Origin of the sequence: Brevibacillus panacihumi, from assembly GCF_003710985.1 — a bacterium.
GTDB lineage: Bacteria > Bacillota > Bacilli > Brevibacillales > Brevibacillaceae > Brevibacillus > Brevibacillus panacihumi.
The window spans coordinates 1-18974 of the sequence record NZ_RHHT01000018.1 but is presented as its reverse complement, the minus strand read 5'-3'; the positions used below and the strand labels follow the sequence as shown (position 1 = coordinate 18974).

The following is an 18974-nucleotide window of genomic DNA, read 5'->3' as shown; positions in this document are numbered from 1 at the left end:
TAAACAATTCGTCAGAAACGATCATCCTTCCCTCTCCTTTCCATGGAACTTAATACGCGGATCGATAATGCTGTACAGAACATCTACTATGAACATCATGAAGATCAGCAGGGTGCTGTAAAAGACAGTTGTCCCCATGATGACGGAATAGTCGCGGTTGTTGATGCCCGCCACAAAGTATTTGCCCATTCCCGGAATCGCAAAAATTTTCTCGATGACAAAGCTTCCGGTCAAAATATTGGCAATCAATGCCCCCAAGAGAGTAACGACTGGCAATATGGCATTGCGCAGCGCGTGCTTGAACACGATCGTGGCGGGCGACAGGCCTTTGGCGCGAGCCGTCTCGATGTATTCCGCCGTCAGCACCTCAAGCATGTTGGTGCGGGTCAAGCGCGCGATAATCGCGATCGGGCTGAAAGCCAATGCCAGCGCAGGCAAGACCACATGCTGCCATGTTCCCCAGGTGGCCGTGGGAAACAGCCTCCATTCTACAGCCAGGTATTTGATCAACAGGGAGGCCAACACGAAGCTGGGGACCGAGATCCCGATCACCGCAATCACCATCGCGACGTAGTCAATCAGGCGATTATGCCGCAGCGCCGCTACCACGCCGAGCGCGATCCCGGTCACTATCGCAAAGAGGATCGCGACAAGTCCCAATTGAAAGGAGACGGGAAACCCGCGAGCGATGATTTTGTTGACCGTATCCGAGCTGTTGGCGATGGAAGGGCCCAAATCGAATTTGACCAGATTTTGCAGGTATAGCCCGTACTGCACAATCAGCGGCTTATCCAGATTGTAGAAGGCATTCAGGTTGGCAGCTACAGCGTCCGGCAGGCCCTTGCCTTCCTTCTCAAAAGGATTGCCGGGCGCTGCATGCATGAGGAAAAAGGTAAGCGTGATGATCAGCCACAGCGTTACGATCATGGAGACAAATCGGCGCAAGATAAAAGATAACAAGGACGCTCCTCCTTCTGAGATGTAGATTGTAAGCAGGTGAATATAACAAAAAACCCAGCAAATGCGATGAATCAGGGCATTTGCTGGGTTTTACTTACGTGTATGCCGTGCATACGGATAAATAAAGCAGCGGTCAGGATTATTCGGTTGGGTTGAGCTGCTTTTCACGAAAGGCAATCGCCTGTTTGTATTTCTTATGGGCGTCTTTAAAAGCAGCAATCAAGGTTTTTTGTGACGAGCCAAAGTAGCGATAGCGAATCTCGTCTCCTACTTTGTCCAAATCCAGGATCGAATGACCTACAAAAAGAGAGCGGGTAAAATCAGAAGTGAGCTGGATCGTAGAGGAACAGGAAGCTTCTACGATCTTGTGATTGCTGGTGTCTACAACCAAGCCGATAAAGAACGCGCTAAACTGCTGCGTAATCGGATTGTTGGACGAAGATTGGGCATCCCCTACGATGTAAACGGTATCTTTATCAAACACCAAAAGGTCAACCTCGCTTTAACCGGGCCTCGGGCTCATCCATGCGAGACGTTCGGAACGCTACTTCCTCACAATCGCGGATGACAAGGCGCTTTCCTTTATATTAGCAGAAATATCTCAATTTTGTAAACAAAGATACTAACGTTTTACTTCTTCCACACTCACGACAGGAAAGGCATGCCCAGGCAGCATGGAGAGGAAGGGACGTTCATCGACGTAAGCGACCACGATATGCGAGGGTCCAACCATCGTTTTGGGTGCCAGTTGCAAAACCTCTCCCTGCTTGGTGGTCACAAGGATGCGCAGACGTCCTCCGTCTTGATTCCGCGCACCGGGTGTGATTCGTTCCAAAACAAGTGCCGAGCCGTTATAGCGCAGATGCAACTCCCAATCCTGCCTCCAAGAACGAAAATCGATGTAGTGCCTGACAAAGGGAATCGGATCTGTCGTGACACTGTTGGTGGCAGGAATGAAAGAAGCAGCCTCCATTAAATATCCGCCGTTCTCCCGCACGCGTTCCGCAAAGCGAATCAACGCTTCTTCCTCGATCAAATCGATGACCCCTTCCGTTTTGAGCACAGGGTCTACCGCAAAGCTGGCATGGTGATTGGCAAGCTCCAACAGGGTCTTAACCTCTTGTTTCTTTTGCATAGCCAAGTCCGTATCCACCACAAATAAACCGATCAAGAGAAAGAAGAGCAATGTAGAAATCGACAAGAGATTGATGCCCATAACCTTCTCCCCTCCTCAAAAACAGTCATAGATCGTAATCCATGACGTTGATCGTCCCCTGCCTGCTCACGGCCAGGGTTCGCGATGAGGTCGGCAGAAGGGTGGTAAAACGCGGATACGGAATTTCCAGGCGCAGCAAAAATTCATCCTCGTGACTCCACATGACAGGGTCAGCCGACTGGGTACGGAAAATGCTGACTGCTACATCCTGCTCTGGCAGGGAGAACTGTTTTTCTCTAAGCTCTCTGGAGATGACGCTCTTCACCTGCTGCTGGACCACGGCATCATTGACACCGCCGTGGTTGCTTACGTATTTGGCTGCAGCGGCGCTAATCTCCAATAGTTCATTATGAGCCTGAATCACCGTGTGCACCTGCAACAAACCCAATGGGACCAACAGCAGCACCATAACATTGAGGATGACCGCAATCAGCTGTCCCATCAGCCTGTACCAAACCGGGTGACTTGCGTAAGCAGCTTGCCAAAAAACTGTGTGCCAGAAGACATCAGATTATCAGGTCCGGTCAATAACAGGTGAACCGTCAAAGGCAGGACCAAAACCATTAGCGCCAGGATGGCGATCATTTTACTCATCACTTACCACTCCGGATCAAAGTATTCGGAAGGGCGGCTTCCCGCAAACGAAAACAAAACTTCTCCCTGTACGAAGCGATGCATCCACTGTGAAAGGCGGGATGGGTGAATACGCAGGACAAGTGTCACCTCTTCCTGCCTTTCCTTGCGGGCCCGCTCACCGGGAGTGCGGGGACGGCTTCCGTCAAATACGTCACCCGACACATCCCAGCCAAGCTCCTCCATTTTCTGTACATAATACGCGGCCAAATCAGGCTCCAAATAACCGATATCCTGCATGTCATCCAGGACATCTGCATAAATGGCTCGGGCGATGGAGCGTTCCATAGCATACATGTGATACGCTCCAATCCCGGAGAAAATGAGCAGGAGAACAGCGAAGGAGATCAGGAATACTTTTGCTTTAACCATCGCTTCAGGAATTCGTTCCTTTCCTTAACATTAATGAAAGATGATTGTCGCCGCACGATACACCCTCTCCTCTTGAGTCTGACGAAATTGAGCTTCCGGTTCAGCCATCCATAGAGAGGAACACAAACTGCCGACCATGATTACAATGACGAGAAAAACATGGACGTGCAGCATCAGTTGGAGGTATACGGCGAGCCGTTTTGCATCCGGAATTGTATGTTTTCATTGCTGGTGTCGTAATTGAGAGAAGTAACGGAACGATTGATGCGATCAGCGGAGTCATTTGCCGCCGGGCTTAATTCATTGCCGTAGCTGCTGACACCAATTCCCAATACCATGACGCAGGCCAGAAAGATAAAAAACATTTTAGACATGTAGATACTCTCCTTTTGCTTTTTGGTAATGAAATGCTTGTTCCTTAGGGGATTGCTTGGTCAATCCAGGAAACGGCGCGATCACGCAATCCTCCGTCTCCGACAACAGAACTGTTTACCTCCGACATGCTGGATACGATAATGCCCAGCGTAATCACGAGACACATCAAAATCGAAAAAAGCTTTGTCATGAATCGCCCCCTCCTTACGTCAGATATTTGTCCAAAATTTCGGTCAACAGCTTGTACCAAGGAAACATAGCCACAAGCAGCCCGATGTAGAATGCGGGATACACGATCACACTATACCCGATGCCCAATGATTTGATTTTCTTGCGGTGGCGGAACATCCGGCGATGATCAACCGCCCATTCCAAGCGCTGCATCGTTAAACCGAGCTGCGCGTCGCTGAGTTGTTCGATCGTGCGCATGCCGGAGACCAGGATGACCGCATCATCCACACCCAGCTTTCTTTTGAAATTTTCCAATGCCTCTACCGGATCTTTGTTCCACTCCGAGATCGTTGGAATGTATTCCTTAAGAAGCCTCGTCGGGCGAGCAGCCTTGACCATTGCACTGTAGACCGGAACCTGATTTTCAAGCAGCGTCACATAGCGATTGATAAATCGGGCAATGTCCGTGCTTAATATTTCCTCTCTGCGCCCTGCCCACATTTTCAAGCCAAAATACGGCAAAAGAAAACTACCGGCCGCTGCCAAACACATGGAAAGGACGGGAAAAGAATCTACTCGGCCTACCCATACCCACATCACTGTCAGTACACAGACAGCACTGCCTGAGATTACTTGTGCAAACACCCACTCCGGTTTTCCCCATCCAAATGGTCTTCCAGCACGCGACAGCAATTTCTCCCAATGCTCCTCATCCTGGGAATGAACAGCTTTCTCCCATTTGCCCCACCATGCGGAAGAGATGAACAGCTTTGGCTTCTGTGCATGAACCAGGTACTTCCCGATCGAAAATGCCATGATAAAAATAAAGAGGGAACCGAGTGCAACAAAGATGTATAACGTTACCAAAGGCATTAACGAAACCTCCTTCCCCAGATAAAGGCTAGCAGAATGGAAAGCAGCCAGACTGTCACTGCGATTGCAAGTATCGCCTGACCATCAGGTGTAAAGAAATAGAGACGGTAGGAGTCCTGCAGCAAACTCTGGTTGTACGGAATCAGCAGGATGCAGATAACGATGACGATCAACAAACTAATCCAGATTGAATGAATCTCGCTGTCCCGCTCCTCTTTTTCGTCCTGTTGGATGAACATTTCGTTGGTCAATCGATTTAATGGGGACTGAATTTCCTCGGTCTCGCCTTCCAAGCCGCTGGCGATATACATCGCAAAGTCATATGCCCATGGATGGTGAAGCCGATCCGCAAATGCCTCCACTGCTTTCACAGGGTCTCCACCATCAGCCAAAGCGTTGTTTAGCAGAAGTAAATCGGGCAATAATTCCTTGGGACACTCTTCAATCATTTCCCGAAAGGTCAGGATTATATTTTTTCGACTGTTATAGTAGCGGGCAAAAAGATCGACAAATTGGCAAAAAGAATTGATTTTCTTGTTCATCAGTACGGTATAACGGGCATAGAGCAGCAGCGTGGGAAGAAGTAAAAACAACAAAAACAGCGATAGGGAAACGATCAGATTGCCCAATACAATTCCTGCGGCAAAGCCTCCCACTCCACCGGTTAAAGAATAAAGCAGGCAAGCCTCCGGGGTCCCCCCTACTACCTTGCACCAGCGATCGTATCCTTCGTAAAGCATACGTCCGGCCTCGTAATTCAACAACTTTTCACGCCAGACTGCCACCGTTCGAGGAAACAGCATTTTCGGAGTGGACCAGCTTATGTGCAGATACAAGCCCAGAAAGTAGAAACCGCAGAGCAGGCTCAGAAACATCGGCAAGAGCAGGAGGTACTTCATAGCTGCCTTCCCAGATCAGTCAGACGTAGCTCCCTTAGTACATCCAGATCCGCTTTGCCTACGTAGCACATGTACTCCGTCAAATGGGAATCAAGCTTTTTCCCTGTCCATTCATACTCGCCAGTCGCCGTATGACGAACGACCAAAGGGACGGAATCGACACGATGAAACATATCATTCCATTGTGTCACGTGGATCGCGTCTATGAATCGATGGCCGTTGTTTCGGTAGGTAAGCGAGTTGACAAAATTCACCGCTCTGCTAATTCTCTCCTGTGTCAGTTCTATGCTGCGCCCGCCATACTGATAGACCAGATCCGTCAAATCTTGCAGCGCCTTGTGAGGAAACCGCTCATGCATTGCCCCGATCGTAGCGTCGGTACCTCTGACGCCGGCATTGATAAAGTGATAGGCTTCAATTGGCTCCCTAATCTCACCAATCAGAATCGTGTTTGCTGTCGAGCGGTACATATCTTTGAAGCAGTGGGCCAAATCAATGCCAATCTCCTCGACATTTTGCAATTCAATTACTTCGCCCGGCCACACATCTCCAAAACGCATCTCATGTTCACTCTCAAATATCGTGATGTATTCCGTTAAAGGATCTTTTAGCTTCAACATGCACAACATCAGCGTGGTTTTACCTGCAGCCATAGGCCCGATTACCAATACGTTGGCTCTTCCGTATACCTGCTGCTCGATCAGCATTTGCACCTTTTGATCAAACGTGGGAAACGCTTGTGTTCTCAGATTGTCCAAGGAAAAGGACGGTGTTGTAAAACGCCGGACAAGAATAGTCGGCACTCTCGAATAGGGGAAGGTAAACATCGTCAGCCTGGCTTTTAATGAATCCAGATATCCGCTCAACCGCGGCTTTTTTTCATTAAAGGATAGCCCAGCCGTATTTGTCAGCTTTTGCTGAAGAGTCTCTACTTCCCTCCATCCTGGCTTGTAGGAAAGGAATTTCTTGACACCTTGTTCCATATACGCCACATTACGGTTTGCTGATATGCGCACCTCCTCCACCCAAGGAGACAAATGCAGGACCGCGTCCAGGATTCCCCAGCCATAGGTAGCAAAGGTAAGCCCTTCATAACCATTGACGTGGGGCAAAATTTCCTCCGTCACCGGCCGCTTGACGATCTCCTCAAAATAGTGCTGCAAGCGAAGGATGATATGATTATGACTATCTCTGTCCCCTTGTTCAGCCAGGGCAAGAATGCGCTGCATCTCCAGTTTTTCTTCTTTGGTGTTTCCAAAATGGTTTAAATAATCTCGCGCTGCCTGCTTAATCTCCTCTACATTCTCAAAAGAGACGGCAATTGGGGGGTGATTCAATATCTTCATCGCGTCAACACCACGCTGTTCGCCAAATGTTCTGATTTAATGATTTCCTCCAAGCTGTTTTTATAGATCTTGGGCGGAAACATCTCCTCGACCAGTACGCTGCAGCTGCGCTGCGATTGCATTAATCTGCTCTCCGAAATGCGCGGGACGACGCCGTAAACGGCTACGTCTTCCCCGATTCGATAAGGGTGGCCTTTATCCAAATGACTAAGCAGCACCTCGCAGGTGATCCCCCGGCTCTTCCACGTATGTATCCACTCTTTCGCACTCTCGATGCTAAATGGATCTGCCCTGACAAACAAAAGGATGCGGTTAGCCAAATGCATCATTCGGTGCAACGTCTCGGACTCCGGAAAACAATAGCCCCAGTCCACATATACGTAGTCGAATTGTCTGCGCAAAACTTCTATCATGTTGGACAGTTCCGCACTTTTCCATTTGTTGGCCGCATGGGCGTAATACAGATTCCCCGTATGCTCGCTTTGTTTGCAAATCCGTGCCCAGTTGCGTTTGCCAGCCGTTTTTACATCCAAAAAATCAGGGCGAAAGAGCGCTAATTGATGTTGCTGCAGCTTGAAAAAGCGGGTCAAATCCGGTTTGGCGTCATTCATATCAAGGACTAGAATCTTTTTGTCCGGATTTTGCTTTGCCAGGAGGACCGGAAAATTAATACAAAAGGTAGTAATGCCGGATGCGCCGTAACTCATCATGGCAGTAACCTGACCATCGCCGTTTATGCTGGGTGTTTCTGTATCCGCTTCTGAAAATCCAAGAAGAAGGCTAATCTGTTCGCGGATTTCCCATTGGGAAAGTTTCGCCGACAACAAATACACACCTTGCAGCGGCATTTCTTCCACAACCTGTTGGATCTTTTTCTCATCCCGATAGAGCGGGATGACAATGAGCTGTGTCTGCACAGGCAATTTCTCTCGGACAGCGGGAAGCCACTCCCAAACAGGATCGGTGAACATTTCTGAGAACAGGATGACGGAATCTGGCTGATAGAGATGGACGAGGCGAAAATACTCTTCTGCAGACTCAGCTACCAATGCCTCTATGTTTTCCGGCAGATACGTTTTTGCCAACGACTTCATCACATAACAGACGAGTATTTTCATGAGGTTGACTCCTCCGAAACCATGATGTGACCCACTTGCAGCACCCCGTATGCCATCGCCTCTGTTATTTTCATGTACTGCTGATCGGTCAAATTAAAACCGACATAGGCCGGTAAAGCAGTAGGCTGTACACGATAGTCCCGATATCTTTTCTCCGCATTCAGCATGGGCTGTTCCCGAGTACCACCATGAAAAATTGAATCCATTTGGTCAGGTGACGGCAACAGATTGGGCTTCAACGTATAAATTTCAATCCCATTGCTGTCTCGAACACTAACCAGTTGACTCTCAAACAATAAATCTGCCGTATCATTGCTTTTATGAAAATGGCGAGGGGGAGGATAGTCTTCCAACTCATGGATGGACTTGTACTTTACCCAGATTTTCACGAAATCTCCCTTTCGCAGTTCCGTCAACGGCTGGATATTCATCAGCGGAAATTCATACCTGCCCTCTCCGATCTCCGGCAGCAGCTGCTGTTCTGTCAATTTTGTGCGCAAGAGCTGTTCTCCTGGATACATGGTCTGAACGCTTCTTTTTCCCACCGCCTGCTCGATCTCACGAATGGAATCAGGAAGGATTTCATCCACTGATTCCTGAACCAGCACGACATCATCTCTCGTAATGGGTTCAAATGGAGAGATTTCTTTGCCCTGTGCCACCTTGACCACTGGCGCGAAAAGCTTTTTGGCTGCCAGGGCATCAATGTATTGGGTAGCGGCGTAGAATGAAGCTCCTGCGAGCAAAAATGAGACCACACAAATGAGTACAACAGTTTGTTTTTTCATAGCATCCTTCCTTTACATGCGTTCACCAGTGGATGAAAATACGTTTCTTCCTCCGGATAGCGTTCCAGCAGAAGGCTGCCTTTCGCTTGAGCCAATGAGATTTTCTCTCCGTCGAATTGTGGCAAGACCGCATGTATAGTCGCAGAATTAGCTTCTGTATTCCACAAAGAGAGAGTGCCTTCTACTTTTTTCTTCATGCCTGATCGTGAAAGACAATCATTCCATTTATTCGCGACCCACTTCATTTTGGGACCTGTAAGATTCCACCAAATCGGAGCGGATTCCATGAGAAACAAGCGAGTGAGCCGTGCAAAGTCGGTGTCAAAGATGACCCAAATTTCGTCTGCAAAGTCCAGTATTCGAGTTGCTTCTGCTTCCCGCCAGCTAGATGACAGGTCTATCACAACCACTGAGCTTTCTTTGTTTATTCGTAACAACCAATCAGCGATGTCTATTTGAGGTGTTGGATGGTGAAGATATGGAGGCTTGATCTGGATGCGAAGATAGTTATCTTGCATGAGGAGCACAGATGTGGATGAATGATTTGTACTTGTTTTTGCTCGTCGTTCAAAGTCGAGTGAAAAATAATAATAGGAAGCGGAACCAGGCATCTCGCAAAGCGTAACCGGTATACCCTGGCTTGCCAGCGAATAGGCGACATTGCCAGCCACAAAGCTGGCTCCTGCCTGCTCATACAGACTTGTCACCGCAATGCACTTACGGCTGATTGATTGATGCTGTTCTTCGGCCTGCGGTGCGGCCAGTTTGATTTTCAACTGATTCCATTGTCGTTCTTCCTCACGGGTTTGGGTGTATTCTTGCTGTTCCAATTCGCGAAACCGAGAGACGAAACGACTCATTTGATCAAACATATCAGCCTACCTGCGTATCTTTAGATTTGCTTTTGCTCGAGATGTACTTTTTAAACTTCTCCACCATTTCGCGAAGTGTCAGCGTTTTGCGGTGATAATAGTAAATCTTTCTTAGACGCTCACGTTCTTGCGATGTCAGCTCGGGCTTCAATTGACTTGCCTTTTCTACCAGCAATGCCAATTCCACGTTGTTGGGTCTTCCTCTTCGCGGTGGGTTGGCGAATAATTGCTGCTGCTTTTTTTGAAAAGCATTGGGGTATTCCACGAGCCACATATCAACCAATGTTTCAATGTCTTCCAAAGAACGTATTCCCAGCTTCATCAGGTATTTAAAATAGTTGGGCAATGCCCGCTCATTCCGATATCCACTCTGCCAGCGAGCGATAAAGCCAGTAGGAAGCGTCAGCAGCTTGGTTACATCACGAATCAGATCCGCACGATTTTGGGACTGATACTCCACAATCGCCTCTTTTACTAAATTGAACAGAATCTCATGAAAATTGGCATCCTTCGAGTCGCAGCCATACTGGATCATGTACCACTCGTCTACCGCTTTATCAAAATCTCTGCGGCAATTCGTCAGATTCAACTGATCAAGGTGTTCGTAAAACTTTTCCAGATTAAAACGACGTACAAAGGCTTCCTGGTAGTTGCCAAAGACGAAAGCAATAAACGATTCCTTTAAACGATCCAACGATACTAAACAATTTGTCTCTTCATAGCAGAGGTTAACCAAATCGACAGCATTCTTTGCCAACACGGCAAATCACCTCCATTTTTTTACAATTAAAACATTAATAGACATTTTGCAACATCTTTCGGCACTCGTCAAATAAATTCTTAGTGAAATTTGAGAGGGTCGTCTCACACGCATCCGTGCAAGACGACTCCCGAGAGTTACTCTACTCTGAAATAGAGTTCCTCTCCTGTAGCGAGCAAAAGGGCTATTCTCCCCGCTCGCTCAATGACGGTCGGAGCATTCTCCATCACTACAGCCCCGTCATTCAGTACTACTCTGCTTCCAAATCTGTTGACCGTGTCGATCTGGAAGGCTACCAGCGGGATTCTTTCCACCGAAAGATACCTGCCTGGCTTGTGCTTCTGGTAGCGAACCCGCCTGCCCAAAAGCTGCTCCACATCTGTGGAGCAAACATCGTGGTGAGCCTCTACTGTTGCCATGCGCAACGCCTCCTTCTCTCACCTGTAGAGTACGGCCGTTTCATCTGCTTATAAGCCAATGAAACTACCATCAAGGTAAAAAAAGACAGAAGGTGTACGCAAGTTTTTTTAGTAATCTTTCCAAAGAACTGGATCGTTAAGGATCGGATACATTTCGGTAACCATGTCAAACGGGGAAAAATAGAGCGTATCAACAAGAATTTTGAGCCTGTGCTTCTTTAAAATGGAGTAGGCTCTTTCTGTTTTCCCAAATATTTTGGGCAATGCATAGATGTCGCTTTCCCCCATGAGTTCATAAAACATGTAATCGAAGCAAACTTTTGCCCGCTCCTCGCCTTTCACACTCTGAAAGTAAAGCGGTGGAAAATGGCGGCGTATGCCAGCGAGCACTTCTTTGTATACCCAGAGAACCCTCTCCTCCTCGGAAAGCTTAGGGAGATACGGGTAGGCGTAATCCACCAGGTAGTACACATCATTTGGCTTCGCTTCGATCGGCGGTTCAATGTATTCCCGTACCAAATGCAGTTTGAGATCCTTTACGTCTTTGAGGCTCAATTCACGACGAGCTTGCTCCGGTGTCCAGTTTTTCACCTTTTCGATGGCATACCGTAGGACCAGCTGGACTTTTTGCTTGCGATACTGCGCATCTTCAAACTCGTACGGGGAAAAACGCTTCTGCTCACCCGAGAGGATGCGTTTGTACCGTTCCACGATTTTAGATGGCACTGTTCCCTCACTCCTATACCCGCTTTTGATAGATGAGTCTAAATTATCATGTCAGGTTAGGACAAAAATAATAGGCAAACAGCCGTCCAAAAAAGTTAGATTTCTGATTGAGATACCCTTTCTAGCAGTAATTGAAACCTATTCCAGAAAATAGGTATATTTTTCTTCATCCCTACACTCACATGATAGATACCCTGACTGTAAAGGTGGGCACGTTCTCCCCTCTGATGGACAATACTGGTCCGATCATCACTCCAATTGTCCCATTTTGGCGTGTTCAGACCCCACAAGAGCTCCGCCTCTTCCCTGGCACCGCGTATGATGTCCGCCTCATAACGCCTCGCCTCTTGGGTTGTCGCAAAAAGACGCTTTTGTACCTCTCCCTGTTCATCGACGTACTCCCATTTCCCCGCAGCACGAGCTCCTTTTGAGATCGCATCAGCTGTTTGCTGCATATGCATTTCCCAGTAATCAACCTGTTCTTGCAGCAGCAGAATCGACAGTAGACATCCCAAACAGAGGAAGAAGAAGAGCGCTGTCACCATCGTAGCCCCGCGCTCATCCGCAAAATGCTTCCTCCAGTTTCTAGCGGGCCTGCTCATTTCCTTTCCTCCGCATTCTCAATCATCATGAAATAGCTTTCCGTAACCTGATAGCGGGTTCCGGTAGCCAGAAGTGTAAAAGTAAGTGTTGCTTCAGTCTGCACGTGATTTCCCTTGCTCCAGCTCCCCTCCCGCAAGAGAAGACGAATTTTGCTGTCTGTGGAGCCTATTGCCTGGCGGAGCTCTGCCTTTCCACGTTCTTCTGCATAATAAGCAGCCAAACCGTAGTTGGGCTGGACCGCCGCAATTCTGCCTGCCTCATATGCAGCAGCCAGCGCCTTTTGTTTGTTGTACATGATGCTGAATTGATCAAAAGCAAAGACAATCAGCAGCCATACCAAGGGGAAGACAAGAATGAACTCGATCAATTGGCTTCCCCGCTCATCTTTCCAGAGGGATCTGATCCCCTCCCTGAAGCCCTTCTTCATATCCGCATCTCCATACTGGGCCAAATGGATTGCAGCGCGTACGCAGCAAATAGCCAAACAGCATAGGAAAAAGAGGCGGCAGATTTTTGCACAGCAGGCATCCATAGCTGACGGTGCGCAGCCCATCCGACGAGCATGAGATTCAGATTGGCATGCAATCTCATCCAACTTCGCGGGACCAGGACAATACTAGCCAAACACAAAAGTATCGACAGGAGAAACAAGGAATAAACCTCTGACCAGCTGCTCCATGCCCCAACTGCCATCAAAAGCTTCTGGTCCCCCATCCCCATTCCTTTGAGCCCCACAGGGACAAGCGTCAGCAAAAATCCGCCCGCAATGCCTGTAAAAGCAAGCCATCCTGTCCCACCTGCGAATTGGAAAAGAAGCCCCGTCACCATCATGGGCATTGTGAGCAGATTGGGAATCTTCCGGTTGCGCCAGTCTAACCAGGCCGCCACTGCGAGTAAAGCAAAGACTATCCATTCCCTCATTTGCTGAGCTTGTCCGCGATTTCTTCCAGCCTCGCCTCTTCTGCCTGGCCCAGGGTCACCAGAGCCGGAATCACGACCATCAGGATCACGGCCACGATGACCACCATTTCCACGATCGTGACCCCATCCTCCTCATGCCAAAAACGCGTCAAATACTGTGAAACCATAGACATTGCAATCACTCCTTTTTTCGATCTACCTTCACTCTGCCAAAAGACAGTGATTGCCTGCAAAAATATTTACATCTGCTGGCTGATTCCCATCATTATCGGCCCCATTACCAGAAAAAGCAGAGGAAGCCCCATCAACACAATGACAAACGGAAGAAGACGGATATTGAGCCGATTCATATGTGCGGAGGCTTCATCCTCCTGAAGTCTAAGCTGTTCCTCCACCTGAACAGCCAGCATGTTGGAGATGCTGACTCCTTTTCGGATGGCTTCATTCATTTCCATCGCTATCGTAGTCAATGCATCTACCTCCCAGCGATAAGCCATTGCCTCGAGCGCCTTTCTCCAGTTGCCAAAACGTTTTTCCTCCATCTCCAAGCGAGCCATTTCATGGCCCAAAAGCGCGTCAAAGCGTTTGGCTGTCTGTTTTACTGCAGCTTGCAACGGCATTCCAGCCTCAACCAAGGATTGAACAATGCTGAAAAAAACCGGCACTTGAGCCTGTATTTTCGCCTTGGCCCGTTTGTCCCCTGATTCCAGCAACAGCGTAGGGAATATATAAAGCAGCATGCTGATCAGAAGCGGCATTCCCACGTCCATCCCGAGAGATTGGCCCGTATATACCGCGACGAGCAGACGAAGAAGGGAAGAGGCGATCAGAACCATTGCCACTCCCCTGAACAAAACAATATCCACCAGACTTATAGGCCAGCGCAAACGCAGCAATATCTGCTCGGTCTTTTTTCGATCTACTCCTGTCCATTCGCATGCGCGTTGCATCCATTGCTCGTTTTTTTCCAATATCCTTGCAAGACGGAATCTGCTTTTTTCTCGTTCGAAAGTCTGGTCTAAAAAAGACTGTTGCTCCTGATCAATCCTGTCCACCAAGGAATCGGCTTGGCTGCCGACTCTGACTCGTTCCAGACAAGCGGGCAAACCAAAACAAAATACCGCCGCTGCCGCCAAAATGCAAAGGATCAGCATACTATCCCCCTCCGTGGACGCTTTTTTGGGCAACAAATCGAATCGCTTCTCCCCCGATCAAGATGCTGGACAAGCAGGCAAGCATCAGGAAACGTCCCTCAACCGTAGCGGTCAACGGATCAAAGTGATGGGGGTTGTTCATATATAACGCAGTTATGAAAACGAAAGGCATCAGACTGAGCAGATTGACTTGAGCGACGATCTGCGCGAGTGCTGCCTTTTGCCTGCGCAATGATTGCCGGCGGCGCAAGATAGTAGCTGCCGCCAAGTCTAGCGTTTTTGCCATGTCTCCGCCCATCTCGCGTTGAATGTGTATGATCGTAGCCAAGTATTTTGCATCTACAGATCCTGTTCGCTCGTAGAAGGCTTGCATCACTTGCTCCAATGGCACCTTTGCCCGCAGATGCTCCACGATTCTGCTGTACTCCTCGATTACAACCTCATCCATATAGGGGCTTTCAGCCACTTGTTCAAACGCATGCAGGGAAGACGGAGTAGTGCGAAGAGAGCTTGCCATCAGCCTGATAGCCTTTACATTCCCGGCTTCAAATCGATCTTTTCGCTTGGCTCCCCACAGCATAACCAGTCGTTCGGTGAACAGGATTCCTGCCAAAAGCATGGGCAAGCCCAGCAACCAGGATTGCAAAAGCTGGCTGCTGAGCAGATAGCAAAGCAGTCCCAGGAAAAATGAAACCGTGATGTAGCGTGCAACACTCCAGTCCGATTGAGATCGTCGCAGCCGGTCCTCCAATCTGTGCCAGATAGTTCTACGCTCGCGTTGCAAATAATTGACCATTTCATGCTTGTCCGATCTTCCCCGGATAAAAGCATTTCGTGGAGCCAGAAGGAAAAACAGACCCAGTCCCGTCCCTAGCGATATAGGCAATCCCATGTCCATCCTACTCTTTCCTCCCTCTTACACTTGAATGGGGGTCGAAAAAAACACCTTGTCGATCTCTTCTCGGGACAGCCCTTTTTCCTGCCAGCGCTTGACCAAACGCTCCGGTCGATAGCCCGTCCATTTGTAATGGCCCGTCACCTTGCCATTGCGCACACCCGTAGGCTCAAACACGTAAATATCCTGCAGGTAGACACGGTCAGGCTGAACCTGCTTGACATGGCAAGCTCGCCGAATCCGCTCCTCGTGGGATTGCCCTGTCCCCACCACTTCTGTAATGGCGACTACCTTTCTGCTGCCATCCTCCTCAAAGCGTTTTACTTGCACAATCAAATCAAGTGCCGAGCCAATCATCAGGTTGCGTTCGGTTGTACTGTAGGCCTCGTCCGCTTTTCCAAACAAGATCGGCAACGTCGAATCCACGAGGGATCGCGGGGAATTGGCATGTGCCGTACTCCAACTGCCGGGGTGATCAGTATTCATCGCCCATAGCATATCTACGATTTCCCCTCCCCTTGTCTCGCCGACGATGATCACATCAGGTCGTTTTCGCAAAGACAAACGGACGCAGTCTTTGATGGAGAAGCCGCCCTTTCCCTCATAGTTGGCTGGTTTGGCTAAAAATCGGCGCACGAAAGGATGCTGCAGCTTCATCTCCAGCACGTCTTCAATCGTAATAATACTCAGATAAGGAAGGACGTATTGTGAGATCAGATTGAGCATATGCGTCTTGCCCGACCCTGTGCCGCCGCTTACGATACCCGAAGCACGGGAAAGACCCACGGCCCATTTTAAAAATTGCAGCATGGGTTCACAGATGGAGCCATAACGAAGATAATCCGTTTCTGACAGCAAATCGCGGTGTTTGCGGATTGTCAGCATATGCCCGTCCGGAGAGATGGATTTATGGGTAGCAGCTACGCGTGAGCCATCAGGCAATTGAGCATGCAGTTCTGCTTTGGTCTCGTTAAATTCTCTTCCTACTGTCGCCGCAATTTGTTCCAGAAGGCGCAGCATCTCCTCCTCATCCCGAAACACAGGGATATTGGGGGTTTCCAAACGGCCGGTGCTCTTTCTTTCCACGACCAGATAATCGTGCCGATGAAACAAGATCTCCGTTATATCCGGATCCTCCAACATCGCATCCAAAGGACCCCAGCCGGTCAGAGAGTGGAGCAAGCGTTTCACCTCGATCTCCAACTGTGCTGAAGAAAGCGGCGCATGCGCCTCCAGCAGGACTTTGATGTCTCGAGACAGCTCCGTTAGGTAGCCAGGATTTTGCTTCTCCTCCCAAAGACGTTTTCCGTGCTTCTCCACAATTTGCGTGCGCACCGCAGCCTCAATCTCGTTACTTACCCCTTTTTCGTTCAATCCAGGAGTCGTGGAGCTTTGTATTTTTTCATGCAGGGTCTGTGGTACCCGGATGGCTTCGCGCCCATTTTGCAACAAATCCTGTACATTGCGTTCCGGTGTTGGCATGGACAGCATTTTTTTTCGATCAAACACGGTGAGAATTCCCCCTTATCCCCATAGCCAACGGAGCAAAGCTGGCCGTTCTTTGGCTTTATTTTTTGACGGACCTTCGGCATTCTCGCTTTCCTCAGGCAGCAAAGCTTTGCCCAATGTCTCTATAGCGTCTTTGGCGGCGGTCCTTCCCTGCTGCAACATCATCGGGGCACCCGTATTAATGGACTTTTTCACTTCTACATCGTCCGGAATGGGGTAGATTTTTTTGCTGGGATGCAGTTGGAAATATGCACGTATTTCGTCCAAAGTGAACATCTCTTTGCGCTGAAGCCGATTCATACAAACTTGAATCCGTTCTTCCGGATACTCTGCTTCCCTCAGCAATTTTAATAAGCGTTGAATATTTTCAATGGAATCAACAACAGGATTGCCCACCATGACTACTTGTTCAGCAAAAAAAAGTGCCTGTATCGTAGCATCTGTCGTATCGGGAGCCGTATCGATGATGATCACGTCATACGTGCTTTGCTTAAGGGCCTCCAGAATCAGGTACAAGTGGTAATTACGAATTTCAAAGCTGTGCCGGATATCACGCGGCGAAGTAAGGACCTGCAAGCCAGATTCCACGTGAGTGACCGTAAATTTTTCAATATTTGCAGGAGAGAGGCTGACACCTGCCGCGTATTCCTGCCATTCCTCTACCCCGATCTCCAACGGGTCTCTGCCCTGACGCTTGACCCTTTCATGCAATTGGGCATCAATTTCTTGGACCCAGGTAAACAGATTCGGGGTTCGGGGAAGGTTTAAGGTAGTAGCAAAGGTTCCAAGATCAAGATTTAAATCTACCGCAAGTACCCGAAGTTTTTTCTCCCCTTTTTTTTGCTGGGAAAAATAGATCGCCAGCTCACGCGACAAAAAGGTTTTCCCGACACCACCTTTGGGACCGTATACCGTAATCAAGTGTTTGGGCCGTGTTTCCCCTGCAGAATAGGCTTGTTCTGGACGAGTTTCTGCTACCAGCTGCTGTTCTAGCGGAATTGGAGTGGCCGGGGAAAAGTTCGATTGTGAGGATAGAGGCTGGTGAGCCTCTCCTGGCTTCGTCATTCCCATGCTCTGGGGAATCATGGCCAACGCTTCTATTTGCCCGGGCTGCACCGGTCTGGTAACGACCCAGATTCCAAGATTGCGGAAAAAAGGCTCCCACATCAAATCTTGCGGTGAGCATACCGCAATGAAAGCGAGATGTGGAAATGCCAAACGAAATTGCTGACTAATAACGCCACGTTCTGCTTCTCGAATCTCCCCCAATAAAACCAAATCCGGACGAATGGTTTGCAACATCTGCCAGGCCTGGTCAATGCGCGACGCTTGGCCGCACACCTCCACCCATTGGCTGTCGACCAGTTGCTGCATGAGCATACTGCTTGATGCTGTGTCCTCATCCACCAAGAGCAGGCGCCTTTTCATTCACGTTCCTCCTTTTGTGACTCCCATCGTTTCTTGGTTTTCATCAAATTATTCGCAAAGGCTGTGTCCCCGATCCCCGACTGTTGTCCATCGCCCCCTGCCGCCAGGCCCAAGCGGATTTTTCCATAGTGGAGAGCGTGTGTAAGAAGCACCGCTTCTTGACGCGTCAACGCCAAGGTTACCGCAACCAGACTGGGGCGGGTCCCCTCCATCTCCCGCTGGACAGCAAGAATCGGCATATTCTGCAACAGCAATCCGGAATGGGCTCCTGCCTCATTTTCAAATGAAGCATATACGTGTACTCGCTCTCCCTTTGCGAGATGCGGGGTGACTCCCGCTATGTTGTTCACGGGTATGCTCATTCCTGTCATGGAAGAATCTAACGTTCTTTCCTGTTGGGGGAGATGGTTTTTTTCAACGTCACTATCGAGCAATGGGCGTCCTCCTGCTACCTGACGTGAAAAAGGCAAGCCCAGATACTCGGGCAATTGCTCCCAAGGAATCAGACCTGGGATAGCAAGCCTTGATTCCTGAAAAGGGGAACCCAGGGTCAAGGTAACTGCCTCTACGTCCTCCATATCGAGCTGCTGCCCACTTTCCTTCATTACTTGGTCCCGCAACTGGACATACGTAAATGTTTGTGGCTTCAAAAAGTGATAGGCCCCAAACCCTAAAGATACGCTTAGCAATAAAAGCGCCAATAATCGCAAGGGATGTATGGACAAGGCATCGTTTCCTCCTCTCTAACACATTTCTGTTAGCGTACAGGGAGCAGAAGGGACAAAAAAAGAGCAGTCGAGTAAGGTTCTCGACTGCTCTTCTGTGTTTTCGATGTTGCATTTCCTAGTTTAGTCTACAGGGAAAGTTTTAAAAAAAGAACCGCGCATTATTCGTTGCACGGTTCTTCGTATTCCGTTATTCCTTCAAAACTGAATC

26 protein-coding genes are annotated in these 18974 nt (G+C 48.9%); all 26 read right to left on the bottom strand.

All coding sequences use genetic code 11. The annotated features are described in order from the left end of the window. Positions 1-21: 21 nt before the first annotated feature. A complete protein-coding gene (locus EDM58_RS09560) occupies positions 22-960 on the bottom strand; it encodes an ABC transporter permease (RefSeq protein ID WP_122913148.1) in 939 nt (312 codons plus the stop codon). A 139-nt stretch (positions 961-1099) separates the two neighbouring features. Continuing rightward, positions 1100-1444, bottom strand: coding sequence for a DUF3870 domain-containing protein (locus tag EDM58_RS09555; protein ID WP_023558834.1), 345 nt, complete (start codon positions 1442-1444; stop codon positions 1100-1102). Positions 1445-1582: 138 nt separating this feature from the next. Further along, positions 1583-2176: a hypothetical protein gene (locus tag EDM58_RS09550; RefSeq protein WP_246000636.1), complete on the bottom strand. Its 594-nt coding sequence runs from the start codon at positions 2174-2176 to the stop codon at positions 1583-1585. Between the two features lie 25 nt (positions 2177-2201). After that, the gene (locus EDM58_RS09545; RefSeq protein ID WP_122913147.1) at positions 2202-2618 is read right to left on the bottom strand and encodes a hypothetical protein; all 417 of its coding nucleotides are present in this window, start codon (positions 2616-2618) and stop codon (positions 2202-2204) included. After that, positions 2618-2770, bottom strand: coding sequence for a hypothetical protein (locus EDM58_RS25660; protein WP_023558839.1), 153 nt, complete (start codon positions 2768-2770; stop codon positions 2618-2620). Before EDM58_RS25660 ends, EDM58_RS09545 begins: the two co-directional genes overlap by 1 nt. Positions 2771-2773: 3 nt before the next feature. Next, entirely contained in the window at positions 2774-3181 is a 408-nt protein-coding gene (locus EDM58_RS09540) for a hypothetical protein (protein WP_122913146.1), read from the bottom strand. Positions 3182-3354: 173 nt separating this feature from the next. Next, positions 3355-3555 carry a hypothetical protein gene (locus tag EDM58_RS09535; RefSeq protein WP_023558845.1) on the bottom strand — a complete coding sequence of 67 codons (201 nt, stop codon included), beginning with the start codon at positions 3553-3555 and terminating at the stop codon, positions 3355-3357. Between the two features lie 44 nt (positions 3556-3599). After that, on the bottom strand, positions 3600-3746 hold the full coding sequence (locus EDM58_RS25655) for a hypothetical protein (RefSeq protein WP_183187467.1): 147 nt from the start codon (positions 3744-3746) through the stop codon (positions 3600-3602). Between the two features lie 14 nt (positions 3747-3760). Beyond that, positions 3761-4600 (bottom strand): hypothetical protein, encoded by an 840-nt coding sequence (locus EDM58_RS09530; RefSeq protein WP_122913145.1) that lies wholly within the window; start codon positions 4598-4600, stop codon positions 3761-3763. Beyond that, positions 4600-5499, bottom strand: a complete 900-nt coding sequence (locus tag EDM58_RS09525) for a hypothetical protein (protein WP_122913144.1) — start codon at positions 5497-5499, stop codon at positions 4600-4602. The genes EDM58_RS09530 and EDM58_RS09525 overlap by 1 nt, the downstream gene beginning before the upstream one ends. Beyond that, positions 5496-6845 (bottom strand): ATPase, T2SS/T4P/T4SS family, encoded by a 1350-nt coding sequence (locus EDM58_RS09520; RefSeq protein WP_122913143.1) that lies wholly within the window; start codon positions 6843-6845, stop codon positions 5496-5498. The genes EDM58_RS09525 and EDM58_RS09520 overlap by 4 nt, the downstream gene beginning before the upstream one ends. Continuing rightward, entirely contained in the window at positions 6842-7963 is a 1122-nt protein-coding gene (locus EDM58_RS09515) for a CpaE/TadZ family protein (RefSeq protein WP_122913142.1), read from the bottom strand. The genes EDM58_RS09520 and EDM58_RS09515 overlap by 4 nt, the downstream gene beginning before the upstream one ends. Further along, complete coding sequence (locus tag EDM58_RS09510; protein WP_122913141.1) at positions 7960-8751, bottom strand: CpaB family protein; 792 nt, start codon at positions 8749-8751, stop codon at positions 7960-7962. Before EDM58_RS09510 ends, EDM58_RS09515 begins: the two co-directional genes overlap by 4 nt. Beyond that, the gene (locus EDM58_RS09505; protein WP_122913140.1) at positions 8748-9623 is read right to left on the bottom strand and encodes a P-loop NTPase family protein; all 876 of its coding nucleotides are present in this window, start codon (positions 9621-9623) and stop codon (positions 8748-8750) included. The genes EDM58_RS09510 and EDM58_RS09505 overlap by 4 nt, the downstream gene beginning before the upstream one ends. 1 nt (position 9624) lies before the next feature. Beyond that, positions 9625-10383, bottom strand: a complete 759-nt coding sequence (locus EDM58_RS09500) for a hypothetical protein (RefSeq protein ID WP_122913139.1) — start codon at positions 10381-10383, stop codon at positions 9625-9627. A gap of 137 nt (positions 10384-10520) precedes the next feature. Continuing rightward, a complete protein-coding gene (locus EDM58_RS09495) occupies positions 10521-10802 on the bottom strand; it encodes a hypothetical protein (RefSeq protein WP_122913138.1) in 282 nt (93 codons plus the stop codon). A 108-nt stretch (positions 10803-10910) separates the two neighbouring features. Continuing rightward, positions 10911-11528: a DUF4046 domain-containing protein gene (locus EDM58_RS09490; protein WP_122913137.1), complete on the bottom strand. Its 618-nt coding sequence runs from the start codon at positions 11526-11528 to the stop codon at positions 10911-10913. Between the two features lie 95 nt (positions 11529-11623). Next, positions 11624-12130 (bottom strand): hypothetical protein, encoded by a 507-nt coding sequence (locus EDM58_RS09485; RefSeq protein WP_122913136.1) that lies wholly within the window; start codon positions 12128-12130, stop codon positions 11624-11626. Then, positions 12127-12558: a TadE/TadG family type IV pilus assembly protein gene (locus EDM58_RS09480; protein WP_122913135.1), complete on the bottom strand. Its 432-nt coding sequence runs from the start codon at positions 12556-12558 to the stop codon at positions 12127-12129. Before EDM58_RS09480 ends, EDM58_RS09485 begins: the two co-directional genes overlap by 4 nt. Beyond that, positions 12555-13052: an A24 family peptidase gene (locus EDM58_RS09475; RefSeq protein WP_122913134.1), complete on the bottom strand. Its 498-nt coding sequence runs from the start codon at positions 13050-13052 to the stop codon at positions 12555-12557. The genes EDM58_RS09480 and EDM58_RS09475 overlap by 4 nt, the downstream gene beginning before the upstream one ends. After that, positions 13049-13225, bottom strand: coding sequence for a Flp family type IVb pilin (locus tag EDM58_RS09470; protein ID WP_122913133.1), 177 nt, complete (start codon positions 13223-13225; stop codon positions 13049-13051). The genes EDM58_RS09475 and EDM58_RS09470 overlap by 4 nt, the downstream gene beginning before the upstream one ends. A gap of 66 nt (positions 13226-13291) precedes the next feature. Continuing rightward, on the bottom strand, positions 13292-14206 hold the full coding sequence (locus EDM58_RS09465) for a type II secretion system F family protein (RefSeq protein WP_122913132.1): 915 nt from the start codon (positions 14204-14206) through the stop codon (positions 13292-13294). Between the two features lies 1 nt (position 14207). After that, a complete protein-coding gene (locus tag EDM58_RS09460) occupies positions 14208-15104 on the bottom strand; it encodes a type II secretion system F family protein (RefSeq protein ID WP_122913131.1) in 897 nt (298 codons plus the stop codon). 18 nt (positions 15105-15122) lie between these two features. Further along, on the bottom strand, positions 15123-16610 hold the full coding sequence (locus tag EDM58_RS09455; protein WP_183187466.1) for a TadA family conjugal transfer-associated ATPase: 1488 nt from the start codon (positions 16608-16610) through the stop codon (positions 15123-15125). A gap of 15 nt (positions 16611-16625) precedes the next feature. Next, positions 16626-18038, bottom strand: coding sequence for a CpaE/TadZ family protein (locus EDM58_RS09450; protein ID WP_122913130.1), 1413 nt, complete (start codon positions 18036-18038; stop codon positions 16626-16628). Further along, entirely contained in the window at positions 18035-18763 is a 729-nt protein-coding gene (locus EDM58_RS09445) for an RcpC/CpaB family pilus assembly protein (RefSeq protein ID WP_122913129.1), read from the bottom strand. The genes EDM58_RS09450 and EDM58_RS09445 overlap by 4 nt, the downstream gene beginning before the upstream one ends. Positions 18764-18974 lie beyond the last annotated feature (211 nt).

Bases quoted from the DNA above. Each gene is read 5' to 3' on its own strand.
- EDM58_RS09550 (WP_246000636.1), bottom strand. From the start codon at position 2,176: ATGGGCATCAATCTCTTGTCGATTTCTACATTGCTCTTCTTTCTCTTG.
- EDM58_RS09545 (WP_122913147.1), bottom strand. From the start codon at position 2,618: ATGGGACAGCTGATTGCGGTCATCCTCAATGTTATGGTGCTGCTGTTG.
- EDM58_RS25660 (WP_023558839.1), bottom strand. From the start codon at position 2,770: ATGAGTAAAATGATCGCCATCCTGGCGCTAATGGTTTTGGTCCTGCCT.
- EDM58_RS09540 (WP_122913146.1), bottom strand. From the start codon at position 3,181: ATGGTTAAAGCAAAAGTATTCCTGATCTCCTTCGCTGTTCTCCTGCTC.
- EDM58_RS09535 (WP_023558845.1), bottom strand. From the start codon at position 3,555: ATGTCTAAAATGTTTTTTATCTTTCTGGCCTGCGTCATGGTATTGGGA.
- EDM58_RS25655 (WP_183187467.1), bottom strand. From the start codon at position 3,746: ATGACAAAGCTTTTTTCGATTTTGATGTGTCTCGTGATTACGCTGGGC.
- EDM58_RS09530 (WP_122913145.1), bottom strand. From the start codon at position 4,600: ATGCCTTTGGTAACGTTATACATCTTTGTTGCACTCGGTTCCCTCTTT.
- EDM58_RS09525 (WP_122913144.1), bottom strand. From the start codon at position 5,499: ATGAAGTACCTCCTGCTCTTGCCGATGTTTCTGAGCCTGCTCTGCGGT.
- EDM58_RS09520 (WP_122913143.1), bottom strand. From the start codon at position 6,845: ATGAAGATATTGAATCACCCCCCAATTGCCGTCTCTTTTGAGAATGTA.
- EDM58_RS09515 (WP_122913142.1), bottom strand. From the start codon at position 7,963: ATGAAAATACTCGTCTGTTATGTGATGAAGTCGTTGGCAAAAACGTAT.
- EDM58_RS09510 (WP_122913141.1), bottom strand. From the start codon at position 8,751: ATGAAAAAACAAACTGTTGTACTCATTTGTGTGGTCTCATTTTTGCTC.
- EDM58_RS09505 (WP_122913140.1), bottom strand. From the start codon at position 9,623: ATGTTTGATCAAATGAGTCGTTTCGTCTCTCGGTTTCGCGAATTGGAA.
- EDM58_RS09495 (WP_122913138.1), bottom strand. From the start codon at position 10,802: ATGGCAACAGTAGAGGCTCACCACGATGTTTGCTCCACAGATGTGGAG.
- EDM58_RS09485 (WP_122913136.1), bottom strand. From the start codon at position 12,130: ATGAGCAGGCCCGCTAGAAACTGGAGGAAGCATTTTGCGGATGAGCGC.
- EDM58_RS09480 (WP_122913135.1), bottom strand. From the start codon at position 12,558: ATGAAGAAGGGCTTCAGGGAGGGGATCAGATCCCTCTGGAAAGATGAG.
- EDM58_RS09475 (WP_122913134.1), bottom strand. From the start codon at position 13,052: ATGAGGGAATGGATAGTCTTTGCTTTACTCGCAGTGGCGGCCTGGTTA.
- EDM58_RS09470 (WP_122913133.1), bottom strand. From the start codon at position 13,225: ATGTCTATGGTTTCACAGTATTTGACGCGTTTTTGGCATGAGGAGGAT.
- EDM58_RS09465 (WP_122913132.1), bottom strand. From the start codon at position 14,206: ATGCTGATCCTTTGCATTTTGGCGGCAGCGGCGGTATTTTGTTTTGGT.
- EDM58_RS09460 (WP_122913131.1), bottom strand. From the start codon at position 15,104: ATGGACATGGGATTGCCTATATCGCTAGGGACGGGACTGGGTCTGTTT.
- EDM58_RS09450 (WP_122913130.1), bottom strand. From the start codon at position 18,038: ATGAAAAGGCGCCTGCTCTTGGTGGATGAGGACACAGCATCAAGCAGT.